At 72.0% G+C, this 26,575-nt stretch carries 27 protein-coding genes; 9 read left to right on the forward strand and 18 right to left on the reverse strand.

Translation table 11 applies throughout. The annotated features are described in order from the left end of the window. Positions 1–104 precede the first annotated feature (104 nt). The 3 genes from ACFQO7_RS04305 to ACFQO7_RS04315 all read left to right on the forward strand — a co-directional run bounded on the left by ACFQO7_RS04305 (position 105) and on the right by ACFQO7_RS04315 (position 2,217). The gene (locus tag ACFQO7_RS04305) at positions 105–728 is read left to right on the forward strand and encodes an RNA polymerase sigma factor (RefSeq protein ID WP_376805150.1); all 624 of its coding nucleotides are present in this window, start codon (positions 105–107) and stop codon (positions 726–728) included. Next, complete coding sequence (locus ACFQO7_RS04310; RefSeq protein ID WP_376805151.1) at positions 725–1,489, forward strand: hypothetical protein; 765 nt, start codon at positions 725–727, stop codon at positions 1,487–1,489. Before ACFQO7_RS04305 ends, ACFQO7_RS04310 begins: the two co-directional genes overlap by 4 nt. A 119-nt stretch (positions 1,490–1,608) precedes the next feature. Further along, the gene (locus ACFQO7_RS04315; RefSeq protein ID WP_376805152.1) at positions 1,609–2,217 is read left to right on the forward strand and encodes a hypothetical protein; all 609 of its coding nucleotides are present in this window, start codon (positions 1,609–1,611) and stop codon (positions 2,215–2,217) included. A gap of 47 nt (positions 2,218–2,264) precedes the next feature. Here the strand turns inward: ACFQO7_RS04315 and ACFQO7_RS04320 are convergent, their stop codons facing one another. The 3 genes from ACFQO7_RS04320 to ACFQO7_RS04330 form a co-directional block, all read right to left on the reverse strand. Beyond that, positions 2,265–3,032, reverse strand: a complete 768-nt coding sequence (locus tag ACFQO7_RS04320; RefSeq protein ID WP_376805153.1) for a metallophosphoesterase family protein — start codon at positions 3,030–3,032, stop codon at positions 2,265–2,267. Between the two features lie 139 nt (positions 3,033–3,171). Then, positions 3,172–5,187, reverse strand: coding sequence for an FAD-dependent oxidoreductase (locus tag ACFQO7_RS04325; protein WP_376805154.1), 2,016 nt, complete (start codon positions 5,185–5,187; stop codon positions 3,172–3,174). 240 nt (positions 5,188–5,427) lie between these two features. Then, complete coding sequence (locus ACFQO7_RS04330) at positions 5,428–6,168, reverse strand: SAM-dependent methyltransferase (protein WP_376805155.1); 741 nt, start codon at positions 6,166–6,168, stop codon at positions 5,428–5,430. Between the two features lie 199 nt (positions 6,169–6,367). Here ACFQO7_RS04330 and ACFQO7_RS04335 point away from each other — a divergent pair, with 199 nt between their 5' ends. Further along, on the forward strand, positions 6,368–7,165 hold the full coding sequence (locus ACFQO7_RS04335) for a methyltransferase domain-containing protein (protein ID WP_360527434.1): 798 nt from the start codon (positions 6,368–6,370) through the stop codon (positions 7,163–7,165). Here the strand turns inward: ACFQO7_RS04335 and ACFQO7_RS04340 are convergent. Further along, complete coding sequence (locus ACFQO7_RS04340; protein WP_361042479.1) at positions 7,152–8,270, reverse strand: substrate-binding domain-containing protein; 1,119 nt, start codon at positions 8,268–8,270, stop codon at positions 7,152–7,154. The two genes, ACFQO7_RS04335 and ACFQO7_RS04340, sit on opposite strands and share 14 nt — an antisense overlap. Before the next feature lie 97 nt (positions 8,271–8,367). Here ACFQO7_RS04340 and ACFQO7_RS04345 point away from each other — a divergent pair, with 97 nt between their 5' ends. Next, positions 8,368–8,817, forward strand: coding sequence for a MarR family winged helix-turn-helix transcriptional regulator (locus tag ACFQO7_RS04345; RefSeq protein ID WP_376805156.1), 450 nt, complete (start codon positions 8,368–8,370; stop codon positions 8,815–8,817). Positions 8,818–9,099: 282 nt separating this feature from the next. On the opposite strand, the gene ACFQO7_RS04350 is transcribed toward ACFQO7_RS04345, so the two are convergent. Next, the gene (locus ACFQO7_RS04350; protein ID WP_376805157.1) at positions 9,100–10,710 is read right to left on the reverse strand and encodes an ADP-ribosyltransferase domain-containing protein; all 1,611 of its coding nucleotides are present in this window, start codon (positions 10,708–10,710) and stop codon (positions 9,100–9,102) included. Between the two features lie 227 nt (positions 10,711–10,937). On the opposite strand from ACFQO7_RS04350, the gene ACFQO7_RS04355 reads away from it, so the two are divergent. Next, positions 10,938–11,612: a macro domain-containing protein gene (locus tag ACFQO7_RS04355; RefSeq protein ID WP_376805158.1), complete on the forward strand. Its 675-nt coding sequence runs from the start codon at positions 10,938–10,940 to the stop codon at positions 11,610–11,612. 10 nt (positions 11,613–11,622) lie between these two features. Here ACFQO7_RS04355 and ACFQO7_RS04360 read toward each other — a convergent pair whose 3' ends face one another. The 13 genes from ACFQO7_RS04360 to urtA all read right to left on the reverse strand — a co-directional run bounded on the left by ACFQO7_RS04360 (position 11,623) and on the right by urtA (position 24,158). Continuing rightward, complete coding sequence (locus ACFQO7_RS04360; protein ID WP_376805159.1) at positions 11,623–12,885, reverse strand: D-alanyl-D-alanine carboxypeptidase family protein; 1,263 nt, start codon at positions 12,883–12,885, stop codon at positions 11,623–11,625. A gap of 398 nt (positions 12,886–13,283) precedes the next feature. After that, the gene (locus ACFQO7_RS04365) at positions 13,284–14,414 is read right to left on the reverse strand and encodes a hypothetical protein (protein WP_376805160.1); all 1,131 of its coding nucleotides are present in this window, start codon (positions 14,412–14,414) and stop codon (positions 13,284–13,286) included. Between the two features lie 400 nt (positions 14,415–14,814). Further along, a complete protein-coding gene (locus ACFQO7_RS04370) occupies positions 14,815–15,531 on the reverse strand; it encodes an urease accessory protein UreD (RefSeq protein WP_376805161.1) in 717 nt (238 codons plus the stop codon). Next, positions 15,531–16,268: an urease accessory protein UreG gene (ureG, locus tag ACFQO7_RS04375; RefSeq protein ID WP_376805162.1), complete on the reverse strand. Its 738-nt coding sequence runs from the start codon at positions 16,266–16,268 to the stop codon at positions 15,531–15,533. The genes ACFQO7_RS04370 and ureG overlap by 1 nt, the downstream gene beginning before the upstream one ends. Further along, positions 16,258–16,965: an urease accessory protein UreF gene (locus tag ACFQO7_RS04380; protein ID WP_376805163.1), complete on the reverse strand. Its 708-nt coding sequence runs from the start codon at positions 16,963–16,965 to the stop codon at positions 16,258–16,260. Before ACFQO7_RS04380 ends, ureG begins: the two co-directional genes overlap by 11 nt. Positions 16,966–16,981: 16 nt before the next feature. Continuing rightward, positions 16,982–18,688 (reverse strand): urease subunit alpha, encoded by a 1,707-nt coding sequence (locus ACFQO7_RS04385; RefSeq protein ID WP_376805164.1) that lies wholly within the window; start codon positions 18,686–18,688, stop codon positions 16,982–16,984. A 52-nt stretch (positions 18,689–18,740) separates the two neighbouring features. Beyond that, positions 18,741–19,046 (reverse strand): urease subunit beta, encoded by a 306-nt coding sequence (locus tag ACFQO7_RS04390; RefSeq protein ID WP_376805165.1) that lies wholly within the window; start codon positions 19,044–19,046, stop codon positions 18,741–18,743. Continuing rightward, positions 19,043–19,345 (reverse strand): urease subunit gamma, encoded by a 303-nt coding sequence (locus tag ACFQO7_RS04395; protein ID WP_155375192.1) that lies wholly within the window; start codon positions 19,343–19,345, stop codon positions 19,043–19,045. The genes ACFQO7_RS04390 and ACFQO7_RS04395 overlap by 4 nt, the downstream gene beginning before the upstream one ends. Positions 19,346–19,356: 11 nt before the next feature. Next, complete coding sequence (urtE, locus tag ACFQO7_RS04400; RefSeq protein WP_376805166.1) at positions 19,357–20,052, reverse strand: urea ABC transporter ATP-binding subunit UrtE; 696 nt, start codon at positions 20,050–20,052, stop codon at positions 19,357–19,359. Further along, positions 20,049–20,819 (reverse strand): urea ABC transporter ATP-binding protein UrtD, encoded by a 771-nt coding sequence (gene urtD / locus ACFQO7_RS04405; RefSeq protein WP_361042513.1) that lies wholly within the window; start codon positions 20,817–20,819, stop codon positions 20,049–20,051. Before urtD ends, urtE begins: the two co-directional genes overlap by 4 nt. A 31-nt stretch (positions 20,820–20,850) precedes the next feature. Further along, a complete protein-coding gene (urtC, locus tag ACFQO7_RS04410; RefSeq protein ID WP_376805167.1) occupies positions 20,851–21,960 on the reverse strand; it encodes an urea ABC transporter permease subunit UrtC in 1,110 nt (369 codons plus the stop codon). Beyond that, positions 21,957–22,844, reverse strand: coding sequence for an urea ABC transporter permease subunit UrtB (gene urtB / locus ACFQO7_RS04415; protein WP_376805168.1), 888 nt, complete (start codon positions 22,842–22,844; stop codon positions 21,957–21,959). The genes urtC and urtB overlap by 4 nt, the downstream gene beginning before the upstream one ends. Positions 22,845–22,913: 69 nt before the next feature. Beyond that, the gene (gene urtA, locus ACFQO7_RS04420; protein WP_360527487.1) at positions 22,914–24,158 is read right to left on the reverse strand and encodes an urea ABC transporter substrate-binding protein; all 1,245 of its coding nucleotides are present in this window, start codon (positions 24,156–24,158) and stop codon (positions 22,914–22,916) included. A 484-nt stretch (positions 24,159–24,642) separates the two neighbouring features. Here urtA and ACFQO7_RS04425 point away from each other — a divergent pair, with 484 nt between their 5' ends. The 3 genes from ACFQO7_RS04425 to ACFQO7_RS04435 all read left to right on the forward strand — a co-directional run bounded on the left by ACFQO7_RS04425 (position 24,643) and on the right by ACFQO7_RS04435 (position 26,552). Beyond that, positions 24,643–24,975, forward strand: coding sequence for a PadR family transcriptional regulator (locus ACFQO7_RS04425; RefSeq protein WP_376805169.1), 333 nt, complete (start codon positions 24,643–24,645; stop codon positions 24,973–24,975). Further along, positions 24,972–25,781 (forward strand): hypothetical protein, encoded by an 810-nt coding sequence (locus ACFQO7_RS04430; protein ID WP_376805170.1) that lies wholly within the window; start codon positions 24,972–24,974, stop codon positions 25,779–25,781. Before ACFQO7_RS04425 ends, ACFQO7_RS04430 begins: the two co-directional genes overlap by 4 nt. A gap of 108 nt (positions 25,782–25,889) precedes the next feature. Next, on the forward strand, positions 25,890–26,552 hold the full coding sequence (locus ACFQO7_RS04435) for a PH domain-containing protein (protein ID WP_376805171.1): 663 nt from the start codon (positions 25,890–25,892) through the stop codon (positions 26,550–26,552). The last annotated feature ends 23 nt before the right edge of the window (positions 26,553–26,575 follow it).

Consider the following 26,575-nt stretch of genomic DNA (forward strand, 5'->3'; position numbering starts at 1 on the left):
CCGGGACCGCAGGTGGATATGGTCGGTGGGCACCATATGGGGTGGTCGGGGTGGGTGGCCTGGATCACAGGAACTCGTGCCGTTCGCCGGACAGAGAAGTGGTCATGGAGTCGAGTCTGCGCGCCCGCGTACGGGCGGGTGATGCCGGCGCGTTCGCCGAGCTGTTCGACCAGTACGCGCGGTCGGTCTACAACCACGCGTTCCGGCTCACCGCCGACTGGTCCACCGCCGAGGACGTCATGGCCGCCACGTACCTGCAGGCCTGGCGTTCCCGCGAGCGGATCGGCGACGAGGGCGGGTCGCTGCGGCCGTGGCTGCTCGGCATCGCCACCAACGAGGCGCGCAACCACACCCGCAGCAACCGCCGCTACCGGGCTGCCGCGTCGGCGCTGCACGCGGACGAGTTCACCGCCCCCGACCACGCCGACGAGGTGGCCGGGCGGCTCGACGACAGCGGCCGGATCACCGCCGCGATCGACGCGCTGGCGTCGCTGCGCCGCCCCGAGCGCGAAGTGATCACGCTGTGCCTGTGGGAGGGCCTGGACTACGAGTCCGCGGCGCGGGCGCTGGGCATCCCGGTCGGCACGGTGCGGTCGCGCCTGTCCCGCGCTCGGACCAAGTTGCGCAAGCTCGTCGACGAGACACCCCGGGCGACCCGGAACCCGGCCGGCCCTGCCGGACAGATGAAGAACGACACCGTCCGTCTGGCAGAGGAGGGCCACCGATGAAGCACCCGCCGCTGGATCCGTCCGAGTGGGCGGAGCTCGCCGAGCTGCTGCCCGACCCCGGCCACCGCGAGCTGCCGCCCGGTCGCCACGAGCTGCACCGGGACCGCCTGCTGGCCGCGATCGCGACGCCTGAGCGGGCCGCCGCGCCGGTGCGCCGTACGCCCCGGTGGAGCCTGCTGCGGCCGGCGCTGGCGATGGCCGCGCTCGTCGCCGTGGCGGGCGCCGTCGCGGTGGTGGTCGCGAATCGCGACTCCGCACCCCCGGTCGCGATCCCGACGCCCGGCGTCTCCACGCCCGTCGCCGAGCCCACGGGCGGCCCCGTGACCGCGAAGGTCCGCGCGTACGGCACCGTCAGCCAGCTCACCGCCACCGCCGACCTGGTGGTGCGCGGCGACGTGCTGCGCGTCGACGGCACCGGGCACGACCGCAAGGCCGTCGTCGGCATCGCCGAGGTGCTCCACCGGACGCCGCAGGTGTCCCCGGCCACCGAGATCACGCTGGCCGCCCCCGAGCTGGCGGGGATGTCCCGGCTGGAGCCCGGCCAGCAGGTGGTGCTCTACCTGGCCGCCACCCCGGAGGGGGCCGAATACGGCGTGCTCAGCGGCGACTTCGGCATCTTCGACGTCACGGGCGACACCGTCACGGCGCGCTCGCTGACGATGTCGGTGTCGGGCCTGCGGGAGGAGGACGCGACCGCCCGCGACCGCAGGTTCACCGCCACGCTGGCGGAGCTGCGCGAGCTGGCCCGCGAACACGGCTGAAAAAAGGGGCGCGAAATCGGGAACTCGACCTCGCGGACGCACAGATAGATGGCGTAAGCAGCGCCGCGACCCGGGCGAGAACCGCACGGGCACGGCGTCGACACGCTGAGGAGCGTTCCATGGCAAGGATCGACCACCCCCACCGCACCCGCGTCCTGGCGGGAGCGGCCGCGCTGCTCGCCGCGGCGGCGCTGGCCGCCTGCGGCAGCACCGAACCGGCCACCCCGGCGGCCGCGCCCGCGACCTCTGCCGCCGCCGCACCGAGCGAGGCCGCTCCGCCGATCAAGGGCAAGCTGCGGGGGTACACCACGGTGAAGGAGCTGACCGCCGCCGCAGACCTGGTCGTACGCGGTGAGGTCGAGGCGGCCGGGTTCCGGGTCGACGAGGTGCTGCGCGCGGCGAACGGAGCCGCCGTGAAGGCCGGCGACAAGATCACCATCACCGGCCTGAACGGGCAGGTCGTGGACATGGCGAACATGTCGAAGCTGGAGACCGGCCAGAAGGTCGTGCTCTACCTGGCCGAGGACGCCACGGCCGCCGCGACGTTCAGCACGCTCAGCGGCGACTTCGGCGTCTTCGACGTGACCGGCGCCGACGACGCGGCCGCCGCGACCACCCGCTCGCAGGCGATGGCGGTCAGCGGCCTGCTCGCCGAGGACCCGGCCGCCTCCGGCAAGGGCTTCCGCACCACCCTCGGCCAGCTGCGCGCCGTCGCCGCCCAGGCGTAGCGCGAACTCGCGGGAACGGCGCGTGCCGGCGCCGTTCCCGCGTCCGTTCAGTCGGCGAGGACGCGGCTCTCGGCGTCGGCGATGATCTCGGCCGGGGTCGGCGGCGTGAGCAGGTAACGCACCACCGTGTCTCCGCTCGGGTCGCCGGTCGTGCGGCACCGGTCGACCGCCTCCTGCACGTCGTAGCGCGTCTGGCGCAGCTGCACGTCGGGTCCGAGCAGCGCCCAGTACGCCGTGCCGGGCGCGCCCAGGTGGTAGGGCAGGCCGACACTGCCCGGGTTCACGCTGCGCCGGCCGGCGACCTCGCGGTCGAACTGCAGGTGGGTGTGCCCGGTGACGATCACGTGCTCGTCGGTGTCGCGGGACAGCTCGGCGAAGCGCTGCTCGGACGTCTCCGGCGTGACGCACTCGGTGTCGTCACGCGGCGAGCCGTGGCAGAACCGCACCGCGCCCAGGCCCGCCACCTCGACGACGACGTTGAGCGGGAACGTCGCGAGGAAGTCCACGGCCTCGTCCGTGTGCTGCCGCACCATCCACGGGTCACGCGGCCTGGTTGGCTCGCGCTCGCCACGGGCCAGCTCGACGACGGCCCGGTCGGCGTTGCCGCGCACGAACACCGCCCGCGGCCCCAGCTCCTGCACCAGGTCGACCGTGGTCTGCGGCTCGGGACCCCAGGTCAGGTCACCCGGGAAGACGATCAGGTCGACGCCCGCTGCGGTCACGTCGTCGAGCACGGCGAGCAGGGCGGGCACGTTGCCGTGCACGTCGGCCAGGACCGCGACCCGCGACACCGGGCCGAGACGGGGAGTCGTCACGCGGCCGATCCTCTCACGAAGGCGGCAGCCCGGGTTCCGGCTCGGCCGAAGACGAGGGCGGCCGCGGCGTGCGGGGCATCTGCCGGGACCGGCCGAGTCCCGGCCGGGCTCGACCCGTCCCGGCCGGACGGCGTCGCGGTCAGGCTGGGACGAAGCGCGCCGCGTCGGCGATCACGTACCCGTTGGTGGCCTCGGTGCGGATCAGCACGCTCGCGCCGCTCGGGGACGAGCCCGCGGGCAGCGTGAACGTGCCCAGCGACACCCACTGGCCGCCGCCGGTGCGCTGGTCGACGGTCCGGGTGGTGACCGTGCCGCCCGCGCAGACGTCGACGGGCACGTTGCTCGCCCGGTTGGCGTGCGAGGTCCAGCGCAGGAACACCTGGTAGGACCCGGTAGTGGGGATCGTCGGGGTGAACCGCAGCCGGTTGACGCCCTTGTTCGTGTTGTCGTCGTGCTCGTAGTCGGGCCCGTGGTATCCGGCGATCGAGGTCGACGCGAGCCAGACGCCCGCCCGGGTCACCCCGGCTGACGTCGAGCTGTCCACGATGATCTCGCCAGGCGCGGTCAGCGGCCAGGTGAGCAGCTGCCCGTCGGCGCGCAGCCGGGCCTGCAGCGTCGCGATCGGCACCTGCTGCACGGCCGATCCGGCCGCGATCGCCAGGTGTGCTGCGGTCGCCGCCGACTGGGCGAGGATCATGAACACGGGTTCCATGCGGATCGAGCCGTACGCGATGTGACTCGCCGACAGGCACACCGGGACCAGCAGGTTCGCACACTGCGACTCGTAGGGCACGATCGCCCGGTAGCTGATCCCGAACGGCTGCGGCACGCCGATCTGCACGTCGCCCTCGTTCTTCAGCCCGCCCGAGACGACGACACGCTGGCAGTTGTGCGAGTCCATGGTGTAGCTGGCCAGCCCGACCGAGTCGGCGGCGACCCGGCCGCCCCGGCAGTCCGCCTCGGTCATCACGTACGCCGACACCATGCGCCGCCCCTCGCGCACGTACAGCTGGGTGGGCCAGCCGCCGTTGCCGGTGAACTCGTCCGCGGCCAGCCCCCACGACGCGGTCGCGCTGCGGATCGAGGCGGGCAGTCGCGGGTCGTTGGCCAGGAACCACATCAGCCCCTGCTGGTAGACGCGGTGCTCGTCGACCATGGTGGCGCGGGCGGCGTACGACGCGGTCGGGTAGCCGTAGTTCTGGCCGATGAAGTCGGTCGAGAACGCCCCGTCGTTGTTGGAGTCCGTCTTGCCGCCGCCGACCTGGTGCGTGGTGAAGAACGGGCCGGTGTACCCGGCCTGCACGTAGCGCGCCAGCGGCTCGTAGCGGATCGCGTCGTAGCCGACGGGTTTCGCGAACGGGATCCGGTTGGCGGCCTGGGTCAGGCACATCCGGAAGTTGTACGCCTGGATCCGCCCGTCCCCGCTGCCCGCGGGCGCGACGGGCGTGGCCGAGATCCCGGGCAGCAGCCCGCTGGCCGCGCTCCCGGGAGTCACGTACGGGTCGACGAACCGGTTGAACTGGTGCCCGCTGCGCAGCTGCACCCCGTTGATCGTCTCCCCGTGCACGCTGTTGGCCTCACGCCCCGCCGTCCAGCCGACCCCGGCCCGCGCCATCAGGTCGCCCTCGTACGTCGCGTCGACGAACATCGGGGCCCGGAACACCTGCCCGCTGTCGCAGACGATCTCGCTGATCCGGTTGCCCGCCATGGTCACCCCGGTCATCCGGGTGTTCAGGTAGACCGGCACGCCCGCCTCGGCCAGCAGCTCGTCGAAGATCGCGGCGGCGACGTGCGGCTCGAACGTGAACCGGGCGGGCGAGGTCGGCGTGACGGCGGTGCCGTTGTACTCCGCGTACACCCGGCGGTAGAACTCGCCGGCCAGGCCGCCGATGGCGGCCTTGACGCCGCTGTCGGTCATGCCCAGCCCGCCGGTCGACAGGCCGCCGACGTGCGTGCCCGGTTCGACGATAAGCGCGCTGCGGCCCAGCCTGCGCGCGGTGACCGCCGCGGCGATCCCGGCCGAGGTCGCCCCGTAGATCACCAGGTCGGCGGTGACGACGGCGGCGGCCAGCGCGGGCAGCGAGACGGCCGGGACGGCGGCGACGACGAGGGTCGCGGTGCCCAGGCGCAGGACATGGCGGCGGGTGTACGGCATGGAACGCTCCTGACCGGCAGACGATCGACGGGGGAGCGCGCCGCCGCACCCGGCACTCAGGATCATGCGCCCATCGACCACTGTCAAGCCCCGCGCCCGCCCGGTCCCGCTTCATGAGCGCTCGACTTGCCGGGCACGTGTGCGTATCTTGAACGCGCATTCGCCCATGTGCCAGGCAATTCGAGCGATCATGGCCGCGCTGCGCCGCGCAGCGCCGGACTCCGCGCGGTCGGGCGTGGGTCACTTGATCGCGACGCCGCCCCAGAACGCGTCGGGGACCTGCTCGGGGTCGCCGTCCGGGCGCCAGTCGGCGACGGGCACGATGCCGTCGGCGGTGAGCTGCCAGCGGCCGAGCAGCTTGCCGAAGTCGGCGGGTTCGCGCATGTGGAAGCCGGGCCCCATCATCGCCAGCGCCTCGGGGTAGGCCGACAGCTCCATCGCGTCGAAGTCGAACGCGAGCCGGCTGCCCGCCGGGACCAGGTCGTACATCTCGTCCAGGGCGCGGGCCAGGGTCGCGTCGTCGAGGAACGCCGCCAGGCCCAGGAAGATCAACCCGACCGGCCGGGTGGTGTGGTCGGGCAGGGCCCGGTCGAGCGCGGCGGCGTCGATGCCGCGCGGGTCGGCGGCGTCACCGAGCACGTAGTCCACAGCCGGCCGTCCGGCCAGCAGCTCGCGGCCCGCCGCGACGATCTCCGGGTCCACGTCGGTATACAGGACCCGCGCGTCCGGCACGGTCTCGTGCACGTTGCCCTGCGCGGGGATGCCCCCGCCGAAGACCAGGAACTGGTCCACGCCCTCGGCGGCCAGGTACCGCGCCGCGCGGCCGGAGAACGCCCGCAGCGAGCGGAAGATCTCCGCACACGGCCCGTACGCCCCCTCGAACGCTTGTGCGGCGGCGACATCGATCGGGTGGTGGCGGGTCCCGCCGAGCCAGTAGTCGATCATCCGGGCGGTGCTCGGGGCCTGCGGCTGCGTCGTCATCAGTATTCTCCTCAAGCTGAATCCGGCATCCAGTCTCGCACCGTCGTGACCGGACGGTGTCGGTGCGGCCGTGCCTGCGCCTTCGCCGCCGGGCCGTGCCAAGGCGGTTCGCGCGCCCCCTAAACCCCTTCTGACGTCGTACGGAGTATTCGCGTGTTCCAGGGTGCCCAGCGGCTTGACAACCGTTACGGTCGAACCCATGAGCAACGTGACCCGTGACGTGTTCGACGACAAGGTGTCCGCCTGGCGGCAGTGGCAGGACGCGCCCTGGGGCAGGTTGCGCTACACCCTCGCCGAGCACAACATCGCCCGTCACCTCGACGGACGCCGGTTGCACATCCTCGACGTGGCCGGCGGCAACGGCGTCGAGGCGGTCCGCTACGCCGTCGCCGGGCACCAGGTCACCCTGGTGGACTACTCGCCGCAGATGCTGGTCTCGGCGCGCTCGCTGGCCGAGTCCACCGGCGTGGCGCACCGGGTCACCGTGATCGAGTCCGACGTCGCCAAGCTCGGCGACGTGGTCGAGCAGCAGGCCTACGACCTGGTGCTGTGCCACAACCTGCTGCCGTACGTGGCCGACGTCGAGTCCACGCTGTCGACCGTGATGGCCCCGCTGCGCGAGGGGGGCCTGCTGAGCGTCATCGCGGGCAACGCCCACTCCGAGCCGCTGCGCGCGGCCATCCGGGACATGGACCTGACCGCGGCGTACGAGTCCATCGACGCCGCCGAGCGGTTCACCCACACGTTCAACACCCCGGTGTACCCGCGCACCGCCGACGAGGTGTGCACCGCGCTGCGCCGCATCGGCGCGGGCGTGCTCGGCCACTACGGCATCCGCTCGGTCTGCGACTACATCCCCGACGACGAGCGCAAGTACGACGCGTCGTTCTTCGCCGAGCTGGAGCGCCTGGAGATCGCGCTGTCGGACCGCATGCCGTTCCCGCTGACCGCGCGGCTGTTCCACGTGATCGCGGGCGTGCCGGTCACAGCTGGGTGAGCACGTTGAAGTCGAGCCGGTCGGCCTCGGCGAGGTAGATGCGCTGCCGGGCGTGCCGGCGGCGCATCGCGATCGCGCCGCGCGGCCCCTCGTAGGTGACCGTGTCCGCGCCCGACCCGATGGCCCGCACGTCCAGCGAACCCGCCCGGTTGATCAGCGCGGCCAGCAGCAGCACGCCCTCGTAGCAGGACTCGCCGAGGCTGCCCGGCTGCGGGGCCTCGACGCCGAAGCGGCGCGCGTACTGGCCGTGGAAGTCGAGGTTCTCCGGGGTCACCAGCGTCGCGAAGAAACCCGCGGTGCTGAACAGGCCGCGCGTGGCGTGCGCGCCGCTGGCCATCAGCATGTTCTCGTCCATCAGCGTGCTCAGCCGCAGGCAGCGCTGGTCCAGCCCGGACGCGGCGAAGGCCCGATTGAAGCGCACCGCGTCGTTGCCGACCAGCAGCATCAGCACCGCGTCGGCGGCGCTGCGCTCGATGCGGCGCAGCACGTCGGCGAAGCCGTGCACACCCAGCGGCAGGAACGCCTGCCCGCACACCTGGGTGCCGGACTCCACCGCGTACCGGTGAGCGGCCGCCGCGGTCCGGCGCGGCCACACGTAGTCGTTGCCGACGATGAACCAGCGTTTGACCCGGTGCTCCCCGGCCAGCAGGCGCATCGCGGGCAGCAGTTGCTCGTCGGGGGTCTCGCTGGTCAGGTAGACGCCTTCGGTGCGCTCGCCGCCCTCGTACAGGGCGGTGTAGACGTATGGCACGCGGTGCGCGATGCGGGGCGCGAGGGCCTGGCGCACCGAGGAGATGTGCCAGCCGGTCACGCCGTGCACCGCGCCGAGCGACACCAGCGCGTCGACCTCCGCGGCGACCCGCTCCGGGGCGGCCCCGCCGTCCACCGGCACCAGGCTCAGCTCCCGGCCCAGCACCCCGCCGTTGCGGTTGACCTCCTCGACGGCGAGCTGCGCGCACAGCTCGCAGGTCGGGCCGAAGATCCCGGCCGGGCCCTGCATCGGGAACACCAGTGCCACGTGGACGGTCTCCCGGAGGGTGCCCGTGTGCCGGCCGGGCAGTCCGGGGACGACCAGGCCGGGCAACCGCTGCGGCGGTACGGGCATGGGCACATGTTCCCGTGACCGGGGCATGATCTCCAGACGGTTCCCGCACTCGAAGCCATTCTGTAGCATGAGTCACGCCCATCGGTCGAGGAGGGACATGTCCGCCCCAGCGCCCCACGATCCGGCTCCCGATCTGCTGCACCTGCTCACCCAGGCTGAGCGTCTGCTGCAGCGGCGGTTGTCGGTGATCCTGCGCGCCGAGCAGTGCTCGCCGGAGGCGTGGCGGGTGCTGACGCTGCTGGCGGCCGAGGGCGGGCGGCCGATGACCGAGGTCGCCGACGGCGCGTTCCTGCCGCCCGGCACCCTGACGAAGGTCGTGGACCAGCTCGTCGAGCACAGCCTGGTGTACCGCCGGGTCGATCCGCTCGACCGCCGCCGCATCCGCGCCTACCTCAGCCCGCGCGGCCGCCAGCTGCACGACCGCATCGCGGCCCAGGTGCGGGGGAGCATCGGTGAGCTGCCCATGCCCGGGGCCGAACGCGACCAGCTCGCGGCGTTGCTGGGCACACTGACCGACGCGCTGTCGCGCCAGCCTGCCGCCGCCTGACGCGCCGCGGCCGCGGCCCATTGCCAGGCCGATAGACCTGTCTTAATATGAGGCTGCAGTGGGCGGGAGCGTTTCCACGGCTCGGGCAGGCACAGAGCCGTTCCGCGATGACATCGGGCGAACCGCGGGACGCAGCTCGGCTGCGCCGCCGGCCCGTGATGCACGCGTCGTGCCACACCCCTTCGACGACTGATGCTCGACGCCTTCACCGGCTTCCCTGACCCGTCCCGGTGCCCGGGGGTACAGCCCGCGCACCGGGACGCCTCTGTCGGCGCGTCGTGCTCAGGACACCATGTGCTGTTCGGCCAGCTCGGTCAGCCGTACCGTGCACAGGCCGCTGCGCTCGGCCTTGACGTCGGTGACCGTGAGCTGCGTGCCGGGCGCGAGGATGAACTCCTCCTCGCCGGTGAACGCGGAGAAGCTGCGGATGCCCACCGCCCGCACCGGCGTCACCTCGAAGATGGTCCGCTTGCCGCGACCGCCGAGGAACGCCTGCGCCACCCCGAGCTTCGAGGTGCACGACGACACGCCCCACCAGGTCACCGTCTGGCCGACCGGGTACTGCGCCCGCAGGTCCAGCGCCACCCCGCGCCACAGCGGCTCGGTGCGCGCGGGCAGCCGCGACACGGCCGAGAACAGCAGCCGCAGGTACGGCAGGAACGGCGTGATCCGGGTGCGGTCCGGGTGGCGCAGCGTGGCGTTGATCTGGCGGTAGAACGCCGATTCGCAGGTGTAGAGGTACAGCGCCGCGACCTCGTCGGCGGTCAGGCCGCCGGCCGCCTGCTCGGCGTGCCTGCGGCCGAAGTCGTGGGAGCTCTCCACGTACCAGTCGAGCCCGGACAGCACCTTCGCGGCCGGGGCGACGGCCTCGCGGAAGTCCATGAGCGGGGTGTCGAAGACGCCGGTGATCGCGGGCAGCGCCAGGCCCTCGTCCTTGACGCTGGCGAGCCGCTCCAGGTAGAGCTTGTGCAGCTCCATCGTGGACGCGATGAACGCCCCCATCCGGTCGGCGGTGTCCGTGTCGGCGCCCTGGCCCGCGCTCGTGTTCCAGCCCTTGCTCGGCAGCCAGTCGATCTCGTCGGCGCCGAGGTCGCGCAGCGCCTCGTTGACCGTGGCGAAGTGCTCGCCGTCGCAGAAGATGTCGCCCTGCGCCGCCGGGTTCGGGTGGTCGATGTGCCGGACCTCGACGTCCGGGTACTTCTTCTGCAGCCGGATCACGAGGTTCTTCAGGCCGCGGGCGTGCGCGCCCCACCACGCGAACACGACGCCCCGGTCCTGCTCGTCGGCGTTCTGCTTGGACCGCAGGATCTCCTCGACGAGCTTCTCGACCACCGGCCGCCAGAACGCGGTGTGCTGGTCGACGCCCATCGCCCCGTCACCGCTGGCCGTCAGCGAGGCGTTCAGCAGCAACACACCCTGGGTCAGCATCGCCTGGAACCACTCCGGCGGCTGCACCGTGTCATGCTGGCGCAGCAGCTTGCGGATGTCGGCGATCGGCGTCTTCTTGGGGATGCCGTGCTTCCACATCGCCGCGGCCTTGATGATGCACCGGATCGTGATGACCTTGCCGAACTGGCTGTCGTTCCAGTCGTGGAAGGTGTTGTCGAACATGGCGATGCCGGTCGCGCTCTCCGGCCGCGGGTAGGGGTTCTGCCCGAAGACGACGACTTTCCATTTGTGCGGCGGGTTCGGCTTGAGCGCCTGGAAGGTCAGCTCGCGGACGGGCACGACCTGCGGGCCGCGGCCCGGACCGATGAAGGTCGCCGCGGCGGGCTGGGCCTCGATGACCGGCTTGAGCACGGGCAGCCACGGCTCGCCGCCGCCGTTGAAGAGTTCGGCGAGGCCGAGCGGGTCGTCCTGCCCGGCGGGCGTCGGCGCGGCGTTGTCGCTCATGGAGTGCTCCCGGGGGCGGCCGTGCCGGGGCGGCACGGTGATCGGCTTGGACGCCGCGCGCGGCGACCCGAAGATCAGCCGCGCCAGGCGGACCGGACGCTAACACCGGACCACGACAACTCGCGGGGGTCCGTTCGATCACGACTCGGCCGCCGGGATTTCGTCGGTGCGGCCCGCTATCTTTCGAGCCGCTGGAACCACCCCTTCCCCGTGACCGGAGCGAACACATGACTGTCAGCGACATGAAGCCCCAGCTCAAGGTAGTGCTGAGCGACGTCAACACGAAGGTCGTGCAGGCGTGGCAGTCGGCGTTCGCCGACACCCCCGAAGTCGAGATCTCCCGCGGGTCGATCATCGACCAGCGCGTCGACGCGTGGGTCAGCCCGACCAACTCCCATGGGGAGATGAACGGCGGCGTCGACGCGGTCATCAAGCGGCACCTGGGCGCGGGCATCCAGCTGCGGGTGCAGCGGGCGATCCGGGACGGGTTCGGCGGCTCGCTGCCGATCGGCAGCGCGGTGTGTGTGCCGTCCGGCGCGGCCAACCCCAAGTTCCTGATTTCGACGCCGACGATGAACCAGTCGGTGGAGAACGTACGCGAGACGCTCAACGTGGCGCTCGCGTGCGCCGCCGCGTTCCAGGCCGTTCATCTGGCCAACGCGCGCGAGCCGGGCAGCATCACGTCGATCGCGCTGGTCGGCATGGGCGCGGCGACGGGCAAGGTGCCGCCGCAGGTGTGCGCGAACCTGATGTGGGCCGGCTACACGCTGTTCCAGGACCACTCGTTCGGCGACTACGACGAGCTGTGCTCGACGATCACGGCCCAGCTCGGCGACATCGAGAGCCGCCCGGTGCAGCGGGTGCGGATCACGCCCCCGGCCCGGCCCGCCGGTCGCCGCTGAGGCAGGCCGGTCAGCGGCGGGCGTGGTTGCCGCGGCGGCGTCGGGCGGCCGCGGAGAGCACCAGCCCGGCCGCCGCGATCACCGCGCCGAAGGCGAGCAGCGGCGGTGCGCCCGGCCCGCCGTCGCCCGCGAGCGCGTTCGTGCCCGTGCCCGGGGTGTCGGCGGCCTGGGCCGCCGCGGACGGGTTCGCGGCCGACGCGCCCGCGTCGACCAGCCGGCCGACCGAGGCGTCGGCGGGCTGGGCGAAGCCCCAGTCGAGCAGTGCGGCGCCCTGCTCCCAGCCGCGCAGCGGCACGTACTCGGCGCCGAGCACGCTGACGACCAGCCGCCGCCCGTTGCGCTCGGCCGCGCCGACGTACGTGTGCCGGGCCAGGTCGGTGTAGCCGGTCTTGCCGCCGAGCGCACCCGGATAGTTGTCGATCAGCAGGTTCTGGTTCTGGATCTGGAAGCCCTTGTGATGCTTGCCCTGGTCGGGGATCTGCGTGTACCGGGTGAGCGCGTACTTGCGAAACAGCGGCTCGGCCAGGCACGCCCGCATGATCAGGGCCAGGTCGTAGGCGCTGGTGAACTGGCCGGGTGCGTCGAGGCCGGACGGCGTCACCGCGTGCGTCTGGAACGCGCCCAGCTTCGCGGCCAGCTCGTTCATCTCGCGGACCCCGGCCTCGGCGGAACCCGCGCCCAGCCGGGCCAGCGTGTTCGCGGCGTCGTTGCCGGAGGCCAGCAGCAGCCCCAGCCACAGCGTCTCGACCGTGTACCGGCCGCCCTCGATCAGGCCCGCCGACGAGCTGCCCGGCTCGATGTCGACGTCCTCGCGGGTGATGGTGACGACGCGTTTCGGGTCGAGCCGCGCGATCATGGTCGCGGCGAGCAGCAGCTTCTGCACGCTGGCGGGGGTGGCGTACTCGTGTGCGCCGCAGGCGCCGAGCACCGCGCCGGTGTCGAGGTCGGCGACCAGCCAGGAGGTGGCGGTCACCGCGGGCGGCGCGGTGGCGGCCGCGGGCACGGCCAGCCCCGCGGTGGCCAGCTCGCCGCCGCCGACGGTGCGCAGGACCGGGTCGGCCGAGGGCGGCGAGGGGCGCGTCGGCGCGGACACCTTCGGGCCGGCGGGCTTGGGACAGGGCACGACACGCCAGGAGGCGGCCTGCGCTGGCGCGGCCCGGCCGGGCCAGACGGGTGCCTTCGCGGCCACGGGCGCGGCGGCGAGGGGGATCGCCAGCGCCGCGGTGGCCACCGCGAGAATGAGACGCTGCCGTGAAGGCGCAAACCGGTTCATGTACGGCAGAATAGTAATAATCGCCCGTAAGTGGAGATGTCTTCACGAAATTGTCTCGCCGGCTGCCCGCGGCGGCGGCTGCTGCTCGCCGCCGCCGGACTGTCGGCCGTCGCGGTGCTGGCCACGGCCGCGATCATGGTCGCCTCGGGCGCGGGCTCCGGGTCCGGGCAAGACGGTCGGCGCGAAATTCGCGGTCAATGTGCGGGACCACGACTACCAGGCGTTCAAGGCATACTCGGACGGCAGCGTCGCCTACCCGGCGGCGGGCGGCAGGAAACAGATCCATCCGGATCGCCCGGGTCCTGCCGCTGGCCTGAGCGGGCCGGAGACCATGTCCTCACCCCGCCCGCGCTCGACGTGGTCAGGGAGCGCGCGAACACGTTGTGGGACAGTCTGCCCTACGACCCGGACATCGACGGCCGAGCGGAGGCGGGCGGGTCGAACACCGCCAGCCGGGGATCGGTGGCCAGCGTGGTCACCTGCTCGCCGAGTGGCGTGTACTCGGCGCTGGCGGCCAGCGCGGCCCGCACGTCGGGCGTGTTGGTGATCGTCACCATGACCATGCTGTGGCCCGTGTAGACCGCCACCGACCACCAGTCCGCGTCGGTGCCCAGGCGGTGTCCCGCCTTCCGCGCCTCCGGCGTCTCGCGTACGCCGTACTGCTCGACGACCAGGCCGTCCTCGATGACGCTGGACAGCCGGCAGAGCGTGAGCCGGGCGCAGTGCCGCTCGTCCGGGAGGGCCGTGGTCGGGGCCACCGAGATGGTCACCGTGCCTCGCCCGCTCGCGGTGGTGATCCGCACCGAGACCGTCAGTGCCGCCGGGCCGATCGCCGGGTCGAGCAGCGCCGCCAGCGGCCGGGCGTCCCCGCGGTCGTCGAGCCCGAGATCGACTCGCTCCAGGCCGTCCGGGTTCACCCTGGTACGGAAGTACTCGGCGACCTCGCAGCTCAGCCGCTCTCGCCGGACCTGCTCGGGCATCACCGTCGCGCCCCGCAGCGGCAGGTCGCCGGTCAGCGCGGTCAGCCGGTCCATGCCCCCGTCGGCGGCGCTCGCCGACGGGTCCGGTGACGGGGTGGCGCTCGGCGGTGACGGGAGCCCGGCCATGCAGTCCTCTGCCTCGGGCAGCGGCGCTCCGCCCGGCACGGGCCGCAGCAGGAGCAGCGCCGCTCCGGCCGCGATCAGCCCCACCACGGTCACCGCCGCCGTGACGGCGCGGCGCACCTTCAGCCGGACCCGCCCGACGGCGATCAGCTCGTCGGAGGTGAACGGCGTCGGCGGCGCGAGCACATCCGGGCCTGCTGGCGTCTCGGTGTGATGATGGCGCAGCAGGCGGAGCAGCGCCTGCTCGGCGTACACCTCCGGGGGTTCGGAATGCGGAGAGTTCCCGCGCAGATAGACGTCCAGCAGAACCCGGCGGGTTAGCCGGTCGGCGGTGCCCCAGTCGCCGCAGCGCCCGTAGGCCAGCCGTCGCAACCGTCCGGCGTAGATGGTGACGAATTCGGTGAAGTCGGCCTCCCATAAGCGCACAACCGTCAGTGAACACCGCAGCTGGCATTGGCGTCATCCCCCGGAAGGCGAGCGCTCCTCAAGCGGTCGATCGAAAGCAAGTTCCCTGATGCTGGAAGGGCTGGAAGATCCTGGAGTCCGACCCCAGCTGGGTTGCGGCCGTGGTATTCGAACGAAATGCGGCCGACGCGGACAGCAGCTGCCGATCCGACCTCCACGCGCACGTCATGTCTGCCGTGCAGCCGGATCTCGCGCGATTTGCCGAGAAGCATTCGGCGTCGATCGCCGCGGTGAGGCAGCAATGGTCCGATTATCGGGCCAAAGTGACGAAGTAATTCATCGACCGGTCCGTGGCGGCGTTCGACCACTGCGGACCGTCTGTGTTGAAAGCTCGGTTGACCGCGTTTGTCGCCCGCCATGATCAGACGTCCAGGAAACCGCGTAGTACGTGTGCGTCCGGTGCGGTCGCGCTCACCAGCGTCGCCGGGCCGGACAGCGGCATACGCACCGCAGTGTCGGCGAGCACCACCGGTGGTCCGGGCAGGGCTTCCGGGTCGACGAGCAGCAGCGAGCCGGTCGCGCGAGCCCCGCCGAGCACGGCCGGCCCGTTCCAGCCAGGTGTGCCCGGCCCGATCGTCAGCGACTGGCGCAGCAGGGGAGCGCCGTCGTAGTCGACGATCGTGCTGACCACGGCGTCGCCCGGCTGCTCGTCGTGCCGCCCGCAGACCAGCTCCTCCCGCCACAGCAGCCGCGCCCCGCCGGCCAGCTCCACCGTGGACGTCGCCTGGTGCAGGCAGCCCGCCGCGGCGACCAGCTGCTCCGGCAGCCAGCGCAGCTCGCCACCAGCCGCGACGGTCGCGGTGACCGTCGTGCGGGACAGCGCCCCGTCCCGGCCGGGCAGGGCGATCGAGGCGGCGACGGTGCGTACGCACAGCGACGCGCCCTCGCCGACCTCGATCTCGATGCGCAGGTCGTCGCCGCCGAGCGGCCCGGCGGCGCTGCCGATCAGGTGCACCGTCGCCGTCGCCGAGCCGTCGGGGGTGTGCCGCAGCTGCAGCGGCGGCTCGCCGCGCAGGCGCGCCAGCCGGGTGCCGCCGCGGCCGTCGGCCTCGGCGACGATCCTGGCCAGCGCCCGCATCAGTGCGCCCCGGCGGGAACGTGGTCGTGGGCGTGAACGCCCGCGGCGTGGGCGACGACGTGTCGTACCCAGTCGGCGACCTGGCTCGCGTGCGGATCCTGCGCGATGGACTGGAAGATGGTGGGCAGCGTGCCGCGGCGGGCGCGGGCGTCGCGGTCCATCACGGCCAGGTCCGCGCCGACCAGCGGGGCGAGGTCGGTCTTGTTGATGACGAGCAGGTCCGACGTGGTGACACCCGGACCGCCCTTGCGGGGCACCTTGTCGCCGCCGGCCACGTCGACGACGAAGATCTGCTGGTCGATCAGGCCCTTGCTGAACGTGGCGGTGAGGTTGTCGCCGCCGCTCTCGACCAGCACCAGGTCCAGCGGCCCGAGCGCCTCCTCCAGCTCCTCGACGGCGTCGAGGTTGGCGGAGATGTCGTCGCGGATCGCGGTGTGCGGGCAGCACCCGGTCTCCACGGCCCGGATGCGCGCCGGGTCGAGGACCCCGGCCCGCTTGAGGAAGTCGGCGTCCTCGGTGGTGTAGATGTCGTTGGTCACCACCGCCAGCCGCAGCTCCCCGGCCAGCGCCCGGCACAGGGCGGCGACCAGCGCGGTCTTGCCGGAGCCGACCGGCCCGCCGATGCCGATGCGCACCGCCCGGTCCAGCCGCGGCAGCGGCGGGTGCGGGTCGACGCCCGGCTCCGGGTGGGTGTGGGGCACCGTTTCGTCGTGGTCGTAGGCGTTGTCAGCTCGCAAAGAGACGCACCTCCCAGGTGGCGTGCAGTTCGGCGGAGATGTCGGCCAGCGGCGCCGCGTGGGCCGGCAGCTCCTGCGGGGACTTGTGGGCGACCGCCGCGGCGGCTGCCGCGATCTCGTCGCATTCGCCGGCCATCCTGGCCAGCAGGTGCTGCACCCGATACGGGTCCAGCCCGAGCAGCCGCACCGCCGCGCTGGCCGGTCCGGTGAGCACCCCGTACGCCGCGATCTGCGCGGCCTCCTCCGTGGACAGTCCCGCCGCGGCCGCCGTCACGCCCAGCGCCAGCGGCTGGTGCGGCCCGTCCGGATGCTTCGGCAGGTGCCCGTACAGCTCGCTCGGCCACGTGTTCCGCCCGGCCCGCAGCAGCGCCTTACCCTGCCGCCGCGACGCCAGCCGCAGCGCCGGCGACACCGTCCGCGCCTCCAGCTCCCGATCCAGGGAAAGGAAGGGCACCTTCACATCGGATTCCGTGGAGGAAGGTGCCCTTCCCATCCGCGTGGCGGAGAGATGGGTGGCGGCGGTGAAGGCGGCGGTGACGGGGGCGGCGTAGCACAGGCGGCCGTGCAGGAAGGACTCCAGGCCGGCCAGGTCGGTGACCCGGCCGGCCGCGACGGCCGCTTCGAGGCCGCTGGAGTGGGCGTGGCCGCCGGACGGGAAGCGCCCGTCGGCCAGCAGCAGGTACGCGGTGCGGTGCATCAGAACAGACCGTGCCTCAGAAGAGGAAATACCGCTGGGCCATGGGCAGGACCGTCGGCGGGTCGGGGTCGACGACCTCGCCGTCGATGCGGACGGTGAACGTGTCCGCGTCGACCTCGATGCGCGGCATCGCGCTGTTGTGCGGCAGGTCGGCCTTGCCCCGCGAGCGTACGTTCGCGACGGGCACCAGGGCCCGTTTGACGTCCAGGTCCAGGCCCGCCTCCAGGGCCGCCGGGGCGACGAAGGCGAGCGAGGTCTTGGCGGGCACGACGCCGTACGCACCGAACATCGGGCGGGGCAGCATCGGCTGCGGGGTGGGGATGGACGCGTTCGCGTCGCCCATCTGCGCGTACGCGATCATGCCGCCCTTCATCACCAGGTGCGGCCGCACCCCGAAGAACGCCGGGTCCCACACCACCAGGTCGGCGAGCTTGCCGGGCTCGACGGAGCCGATCTGCTCCTCCAGGCCGTTGGCCATGGCCGCGCAGATGGTGTACTTCGCGACGTACCGCTTGGCCCGGTTGTTGTCGGCCGACGAGTCCCCGGCCAGCGAGCCGACCCGGTCCTTCATCACGTGCGCGGTCTGCCAGGTGCGCAGCACGACCTCGCCGATGCGGCCCATCGCCTGCGAGTCCGATCCGATGATCGAGATCGCGCCGAGGTCGTGCAGCAGGTCCTCGGCGGCCATCGTGGACGGCCGGATGCGGCTCTCCGCGAACGCCAGGTCCTCCGGCACGGCCGCGTTCAGGTGGTGGCACACCATCAGCATGTCCAGGTGTTCGGCCAGGGTGTTGCGGGTGTACGGCCGGGTCGGGTTCGTCGACGACGGCAGGATGTTGGGCAGGCTCGCCACCGTGATGATGTCGGGCGCGTGCCCGCCCCCGGCCCCCTCGGTGTGGTACGAGTGGATCGCCCGCCCGTTGATCGCGGCCAGGGTGTCCTGCACGAATCCGGCCTCGTTCAGGGTGTCGGTGTGGATCGACACCTGCACCCCGGACGCGTCGGCGACCCGCAGGCACGCGTCGATCGCCGCGGGCGTGGTGCCCCAGTCCTCGTGCAGCTTGAACCCGCCCGCCCCGGCCCGCAGCTGCTCCCACATGGCCTGCTCGGAGACCGTGTTGCCCTTGCCGAGCAGCAGCACGTTCACCGGGAACGTGTCCAGCGCCTCGAACATGCGGGCCAGGTGCCAGGCGTTCGCGGTGACGGTGGTGGCCTTGGTGCCCTCGGCCGGGCCGGTGCCGCCGCCGACCAGCGTCGTCACCCCGCCCGCCAGGGCCTCGTGCACGAGCTGCGGGCAGATGAAATGCACGTGCGTGTCGACCGCTCCGGCGGTCACGATCTTGCCGTTGCCCGCGACGACCTCGGTCGCCGGGCCGATGACCAGATCAGGGTGTACGCCCGGCATGGTGTCCGGATTGCCCGCGCGTCCGATCGCGACGATCCGCCCGTCGCGGATGCCGATGTCGGCCTTGACGATGCCCCAGTGGTCCAGGATCACCGCCCCGGTGATGACCGTGTCCAGCGCGCCCTGGGCCCGGGTGGCCCGCGACTGGCCCATCGACTCGCGGATCACCTTGCCGCCGCCGAAGACGGCCTCGTCGCCGCCCGCGCAGCGGTCCTCCTCGACCTCGATGAGCAGGTTCGTGTCGGCGAGCCGGATGCGGTCGCCGGTGGTGGGGCCGTAGAGCGCGGCGTACCGCTCACGGCTGACCAGGATCGTCACAGTGCCTCCGCTCGTTCGCGACTGCGGGGCTCGCCAGCTCGCTTCTCGCTGCTCACAGCTCGCCTCCGCATTCCCCGCGCAGGCCGGGCACGATGCGCGCCCCGCCCAGCGGGACCAGTTCGACCTCGCGCGTCACGCCCGGCTCGAAGCGCACCGCGGTGCCGGCGGGCACGGCCAGGCGCTGCCCCCACGCGGCGGTGCGGTCGAACGACAGGCCGGGGTTGGCCTCGGCGAAGTGGTAGTGCGAGCCGACCTGTACCGGCCGGTCCGCGGTGTTGACCACGGTCAGCGTGGTGATCGGCCGGTCGATGTTGATCTCCACGGGACCCGAGCCGAAGAGGATCTCGCCGGGGATCATCGGATCGGGTGGTGCACCGTCACCAGCTTGGTGCCGTCCGGGAACGTCGCCTCCACCTGCACCTCCTTCAGCATCTCGGGGACGCCGGGCAGGACGTCCGCCCGGGTGAGCACCTGGGCGCCCGCGTCCATCAGGTCCACGACGGTGCGGCCGTCCCGGGCGCCCTCCAGCAGGAAACGGGTGATGATCGCGACCGACTCGGGGTGGTTGAGCAGCAGGCCGCGGGCACGGCGCCGCTCGGCGACGTCGGCCGCCACGTGGATGAGCAGCCGTTCCTGCTCATGCTGGGTGAGGAACATGAACCGTCCTTCTACACGGTGAGGGCAGCGCGTACGGCGGGTTCGGCGCCGGTGCCGCCCGCGCCGGATGACGTCACTCTGCCCGATTCGAGCACGTGGTATCGGTGCGCCGCGCGCAGCGCGAACCCGAGATGCTGCTCGACCAGCAGCACCGACAGCCCGTCCACCCCGGCCAGGGACAGCACCGCCTGCTCGATCTCGGCGACGACGTTGGGCTGGATGCCCTCGGTCGGCTCGTCGAGCAGCAGCAGCTTCGGCCGGGTGATCAGGGCGCGGGCGATGGCGAGCTGCTGGCGCTGCCCGCCGGACAGCAGCCCGGCCCGGCGGCGCATGAGCCCGTGCAGGGCCGGGAACAGCTCCAGCGCGGACGCCATGGCCTGCCTGCCGCCGCGGCGGCCGTCGGCGACCAGCTGCAGGTTCTCGGCCGTGGTCAGGTGCGGGAAGCACTGCTGGCCCTGCGGCACGTACGCCATGCCGCGCGCCACCCGCACGTGCGGCGGCAGTTTCGTGACGTCCTCGCCGCCGAACAGCACCATGCCCTGCTTCGGGCGCAGCAGGCCGATCGCGGCCCGCAGCAGGGTGCTCTTGCCCGCGCCGTTGTGCCCGAGCACGGCCGTCACCGTGCCGTCGTCGACGGTCACGTCGACGCCGTGCAGCACGGTGCTGCGCCCGTACCCGGCGAACACGCCCTCGATCCGCAGCATCATGCCTCCGCCCCCTGGGCCGCCGGCTCGCCGGTGGCGTGTCCGAGGTAGACCTCCTGCACCTTCGGGTCCGCCTGCACCTGCGCGACCGTGCCCTCACTGAGCACCTTGCCGGCGTGCAGCACGGTGACGGTGCGGGCGAAGCGGCGCAGGAAGTCCATGTCGTGCTCGATGACCACCACGGTGCGCTCGCCGGCGACCTTGCCGAGCAGCTCGCCGGTGGCCTCGCGCTCTTCATGGCTCATCCCGGCGACGGGCTCGTCGAGCAGCAGCAGCCGGGCGTTCTGCACCAGCAGCATGCCGATCTCCAGCCACTGCTTCTGCCCGTGCGCGAGGGTGCCCGCGAGCACGTCCCGCCGGTCGGCCAGGCCGATCGTCTCCAGCGCGTACGCCACATCGTCGGGCACCGCCCCGCGCCTGCGCAGCATCGTCCACGGGCTGCGGCCCGCACCCGCCGCGATGTCGAGGTTCTGCAGCACGGTCAGTTCCTCGAACAGCGCCGCGGTCTGGAACGTGCGGCCCACGCCCAGCCGGGCGATGCGGTGCACCTCCCGCCCGAGCAGCTCCTGCTCGCCGAACAGGGCCGAGCCGGTCGCCTTGACCAGCCCCGTCACCGCGTCGACCAGGGTCGTCTTGCCCGCGCCGTTCGGCCCGATGAGGAACCGGATGTCGCCCGGCGCCACGTCCAGGTCGACGCCGTCCACAGCGACGAAGCCGTCGAACGCCACCCGCAGCCCGCGGATGCGCAGGCCGCCCGCCGTCTCGCTCATGCCCTGCCCCTTCCTGACGCACCGATGTGGTTCACGCCGCCGCCTCCTTCACCAGCACCGGCTGCTCCGCCGGTGGCGTGGGTGGCACGGTGGCCTCCCGGCGGCGCTTGACCAGGCCCCACAGCGAGGCCAGCCCGCCGGGTAAGAACGCCACCACCAGCACGAACATCGCGCCCTGCAGGTAGGTCCAGGTGCCCGGGAAGCGTTCCGACAGCGCCGTCTTCGCCCAGGCCACGGCGACCGCGCCGAGCACCGGGCCGAGCAGCGCCGCCCGGCCGCCGACCGCGACGCCGATCACGAACTCGATCGACGGCACGATGCCGATCAGGGCGGGGGAGATGATGCCGACCGCGGGCACGAACAGCGCCCCGGCCAGGCCCGCCATGCCGGCGGCGACGACGTACGCGACGAGCTTGACGTTGGCGGGGTTGTAGCCGAGGAAACGCACCCGCTCCTCGGAGTCGCGCACCGCGACGAGCAGCTCGCCGTAGCGGGAGTGCATGAGCTGCCGGGTCAGCGCGAGCAGGGCCAGCAGCACCCCGGCGATGATGAAGTAGACCATGCGCTGGTTGACCGGGTCGTCGAGGTCGTAACCGAAGAAGCCCTCGATGTCGGTGAGGCCGTTGGTGCCGCCGGTGGTGCCCTGCTGGCCGATCAGCAGGATCACCATGGCGGCGGCCAGGGCCTGGCTGAGGATCGCGAAGTAAGCGCCGCGCACCCGCCGCCGGAACACCAGCGAGCCGAGCCCGAACGCGACCAGCATCGGCAGCAGCACCGTGGCGGCCAGCGCGAACGCCGGGTTCGCGAACGGGGCCCACCACGCGGGGAGCTCGTCGAGCTGCCCGTACAGCTCCATGAAGTCGGGCATGTTGCCCTCGCCCGCGTCGGCGAGCTTGAGGTGCATGGCCATCGCGTAGCCGCCGAGGCCGAAGAACACACCCTGGCCGAGGGTGAGCAGTCCACCGCGGCCCCAGGCCAGGCCGATGCCGACGGCGACGATCGCGAAGCACAGGTACTTGGCCAGCAGGCTCAGCCGGAAGTCGGTGAGCAGCGCGGGCGCGGCCGCGAACAACACCACCGCGCCGAGCCCGAAGCCCAGCCCGGCCCGCAACCGTGGGTTCATCTCGGTCAGGGCTTTCATGCCAGGCTCCTGGTCCGCAGCGTGAACAGGCCCTGCGGCCGCCACTGCAGGAACGCGACGATGGCGATGAACACGATCACCTTGGCGACGCTGAGCGTGGTCAGGTACTCGACCATCGCCTGCAGCATGCCGAGCACGAAGGCCACGATCACGCTCCCCTTGAGCTGCCCGATGCCGCCGACCACGACGACGAGGAAGGCGTCGATGATGATGTTGGTGCCCATGGTCGGGCCGATGGGGCCGAGCAGGGTCAGCGCGACTCCGGCGACCCCGGCCAGGCCGGAGCCGATGAAGAAGGTGAGCCGGTCGACGCGCCCGGTCGGGATGCCGGAGACGGCGGCCAGGTCGCGGTTCTGCACCACGGCCCGGATGCGCCGGCCCAGCGGGGTGAACTTGAGCGCGGCGGTCAGCGCGGCGACGGCGAGCACGACCAGGCCCAGGATGAACAGCCGGCTGTTGGCGATGCTCAGGTCCGCGCCCAGCGACGTGCTCTCGGTGAGGATGTCGGGCGCGGCGGTCTGCACGTTGGGCGCGCCGAAGATGTCGCGGGCGAGCTGCTGGAGCATCAGCGAGACGCCCCAGGTGACGAGCAGGGTGTCCAGCGGCCGGGTGTACAGGCGGCGGATCAGCGCCCATTCCAGCAGCACGCCCATCGCGCCCGCGACGGCGAAGGCGATGGGCAGGGCGACGAGCAGCGACAGGCCCGCGTCGGTGATGGTCTGCTGCAGCACGTACGTGGTGTAGGCGCCGGCCATGATGAACTCGCCGTGCGCCATGTTGATGACGTTCATCTGGCCGAAGGTCAGGGCCAGTCCGAGCGCGATGAGCAGCAGCACCGCGCCGATGCTGACGCCGGTGAACAGCTGCCCGAGGATCACTGTCATGTGTTGCCGCCTAGAGCTGGGACGGGGCGGTGGAGCGGCCGCGCGGGTCGCTCCACCGCCGACGGTGGGTCAGGACAGGCCGGTCGCCCAGGTGTAGCCCTTGAGGTACGGGTCCGGCTTGACCGGTCCGCCCGAGTTCCACACCTCGGTGATCAGGCCGTCGTCGCCGATCTTGCCGATGCGCGCGGTCTTGTGGATGTGCTGCGTCGCGCCGTCGATGGTCACCAGGCCCTCGGGCGCTTCGAAGGTGACGCCGTCCGCGGCGCCCTTGACCTTCTCGACGTCGAACGAGCCGGCCTTCTCGACCATGGCCTTCCACAGGTAGACCGACACGTACGCGGCCTCCATCGGGTCGCTGGTCGGCTTGTCCGCGCCGAACTTCGCCTTGTACGCCTTGACGAACTTGTCGTTGGCCGCGCCGCTGGTGGTCTGGTAGTAGTTCCACGCGGTGAGCTGCCCGGCGAGGTACTGCGTGCCGATGCTCTTGACCTCTTCCTCGGCGATCGACACCGATACGACCGGCATCGACGCGGCGGTCAGGCCCGCGGACTTGTACTCCTTGAAGAAGGCCACGTTGCTGTCGCCGTTGAGGGTGTTGAACACGGCCTCGGCCTTGGACGCCTTGACCTTGTTGACGATCGTGCCGAACTCGGTGCTGCCCAGCGGGGCGTAGTCCTCACCGAGCACCTTGAGGCCGTTGGCCTCGGCGTACGCCTTGATGATCTTGTTGGCGGTGCGCGGGAAGACGTAGTCGCTGCCGACCAGGTAGACCGACTTCTTGCCCTGCGCCTTGAGGTAGTCCAGGCCGGGCACGATCTGCTGGTTGGTGGTCGCCCCGGTGTAGAAGATGTACGGCGACTGCTCCAGGCCCTCGTACTGCACCGGGTAGAACAGCAGTGCCTTGTTCTCCTCGAAGACGGGCTTGACGGCCTTGCGGCTGGCCGAGGTCCAGCAGCCGAACACGGCCGCGACCCGGTCCACCTTGATCAGTTTCTCGGCCTTCTCGGCGAACGTGGGCCAGTCCGACGCGCCGTCCTCACCGACCGGCGCGATCTTCTTGCCGAGCACGCCACCCGCGGCGTTGATCTCCTCGACGGCCAGCATGATGGCGTCGCGTACGGTCACCTCGCTGATCGCCATGGTGCCCGACAGCGAGTTGAGCAGGCCCACCTTGACGGTGTCGCCCGAGGTGTCGGCGGTGACGCCGCCGGCGGAGTCGTTCTCGCCGGTCTTGCTGCCGCAGGCGCTGACGGCCAGCGCGGCGGCCAGGGCGACGGCGCCGGCCGCGAGCCGGCGTCGGGGGAATCTGAGCATGGTGGGGTATCTCCCTGTTTCGGCGGAGCACAGGTCAAGGGGGAGAAGCACCTGGGCGCAAGACGTCGGCGTCCTCGGCGTGGCGCGTGCCGGCCCGTGGCGGTGCGGAGATCGGTCCTATGCGGATGCCGGCAGCGCGCAGCGGAGGCTTCGTCCGGTTGTGCCGGCCCGTGGGCGTCCGCCTGAATGCCAGGCACGCACAGCGTCGGCGAACGGGGTTTCAGTTCTGTTTCATCGCCGTTGATATGGCGTATCTGTCTGTGTGAAATTCGGCCGCTGACCTGCGGAAACAACGAAAGCCGACGCCACTGGTCCGCATCGGAGTGCGGCCTTGGCGTCGGCTTCGCGAGCTATTCGGACCGAGGTTGTCGCAGCACCGCGTCAGCGGAGATGCTTCACGCAAGAAGTATCTTGGGCCCCCGATGTCCTGTCAAGGCAGACGACTGCTCGCCAAACTCGGCTGACCCTATGTAGAGTCCCTACCATGAATGCCGAACTGCGTATGACGGTGCCGGTGGCTCGCGTGCTGGCGGCCCTCGTCGCCGATCCCGCCGGTGACCACTACGGAATGGCGCTGATGCAAGCGTCCGAACTGCCCAGCGGCACCCTGTATCCGATCCTGGCCCGGCTGACCGAGGCCGGCTGGCTGGACAAGCGCTGGGAGGAGGTCGACCCGTCCGAGGCCGGCCGCCCCGCTCGCGCGTACTACCGGCTCACCCCGGCGGCGCTGCCGGTCGCCCGCCAGCGCCTCGCGGAACTGCACGAGCAGACCCGCCAGGCGTCGACGCACTCCGTGACCAAGGAGGCCACCGCATGATCAAGCGCGTCTGCCACAGTTTCCTCACCGCCGCGGCCCGTCGCTGGCCCGCCGACCTGCGCGAGGAGATGCTCGCCGAGTGGCGGGCGGAGCTGCACGCCATGCCCGGCACCGCACGCCGCCTGCGGTACGCGGCGAGCCTGGCCACGTCGCGGCCGCACCGTGCGGTGGCGGTGGCGGTCCGGCCGGGTCGGAGCTTCGCGCACGCGGTGCTGTCGCTCGTCCTCGTCGCCGCCCTGCCGGTGCTCTACCTCCGGCTGTCGGTGGAGTGGACCACCTTCTACGACGAGGACAGCATCGGCTGGCAGGCATGGGCCGGGGTGGGCGGCATGGTGGGCGCGGTGCTGCTGGGGATCATCTGCGCAGGGGCCACCACGGGGGTGACGCAGCTGATCCGCCCGGCGCTCGTGCCGCTCTGGGTCTTCGGCATCCTGTTCGTCGTGCTGACGGCCTGGCCGCTGGTGGAAGGGTTCGCGTTCAACCGGTCCCACGCGGGCGACGGGCTCCGGTTGGCGCTGAGCGCCGGCCTGCTGTGCACCCTGGCCGGCCGGATCAGCCATGCGCCCTGGTCCTGGGGCGTTGTGGCGATCGCCGTGCCGGTCTCCTACTGGGCCATGGTTACGCGCTTCGATCCGTACGGGATGGAGATGTTCTTCGACGGCCGGATTCTGCCCGGATACCTGTTCATGTTCGTCACCCAGGCACCGATCCACGTGATGATCTTCCTGCTGGTGTACGCGAACCTTGTGGTCCGGCGGCATAGGGCACGGCAGGCGCGCCTGCTCCCGCAGGCGGCCCCGGCGTAGGTCTCGGCATACCGATCCGAACAGGACACGGCCACCACGCGCGGCGCTCGCGGCCTTACCATGACGGGATGCCGGCATCCAGGTGGAGCAGACCTCGGACGGTGCGGCATGAGCCGTGACTCCGGGCGCGGCGACGAAGTCGAGCACGGTCCGCAGGCCCACCACGAGATCGTGGGCCTGCGGCTGTCGCCGCCGCCGATGCCGGTGCTGCCCCTGGCGGCCGAACCGTCCGGAACGGCCGCGATCTACCTGTTTCCGACGGAGCGGTTCCGCGGCGAATGGCGACGGCACGGGGTCAGCCTGGTCAAGGCGCTCTGCCTGGTCGCCGTGTACACCGGCCTGCTTAGCATGCTAGCCGCGCAACAGGTCAGGCCGGAGTACACCACCCGCGTGATCGTGCTGATCGCCGCCGGCGGGGTGCTGTTCGCGGCGCACCGGGTGGCCGACTGGCGCGTGTCCCGGTTCGTGCTCACCAACAAGCGGCTGATGCTCGTCCAGGGGGTGTTCTCCCGGCGAGTGGCGATGATGCCGCTGCTGCGGATGGCCGACCTGAGCTACTACCAGTCGCCGCTGGGCCGGCTGTTCGGCTTCGGCGTCTTTCGCGTGGAGAGCGCCGGCTGGTTCAGCCCGCTGCGCCGGATCGCCGACCTGCCCTCACCTAACGAGCTCTACTTGCGCATCGTCGAGGAGCTGTACGAGCCCGACGCCGTCGAGGCCCGCCTGGGCGCTGCTGTCCCCGAGCCGGTCTCCCGGGGCACGGAGTTGGCGTAAGGCGGTGCCCCTGTGTCAGGGTC

The sequence above is a fragment of the Catellatospora aurea genome (assembly GCF_042663325.1).
GTDB lineage: Bacteria > Actinomycetota > Actinomycetes > Mycobacteriales > Micromonosporaceae > Catellatospora > Catellatospora aurea.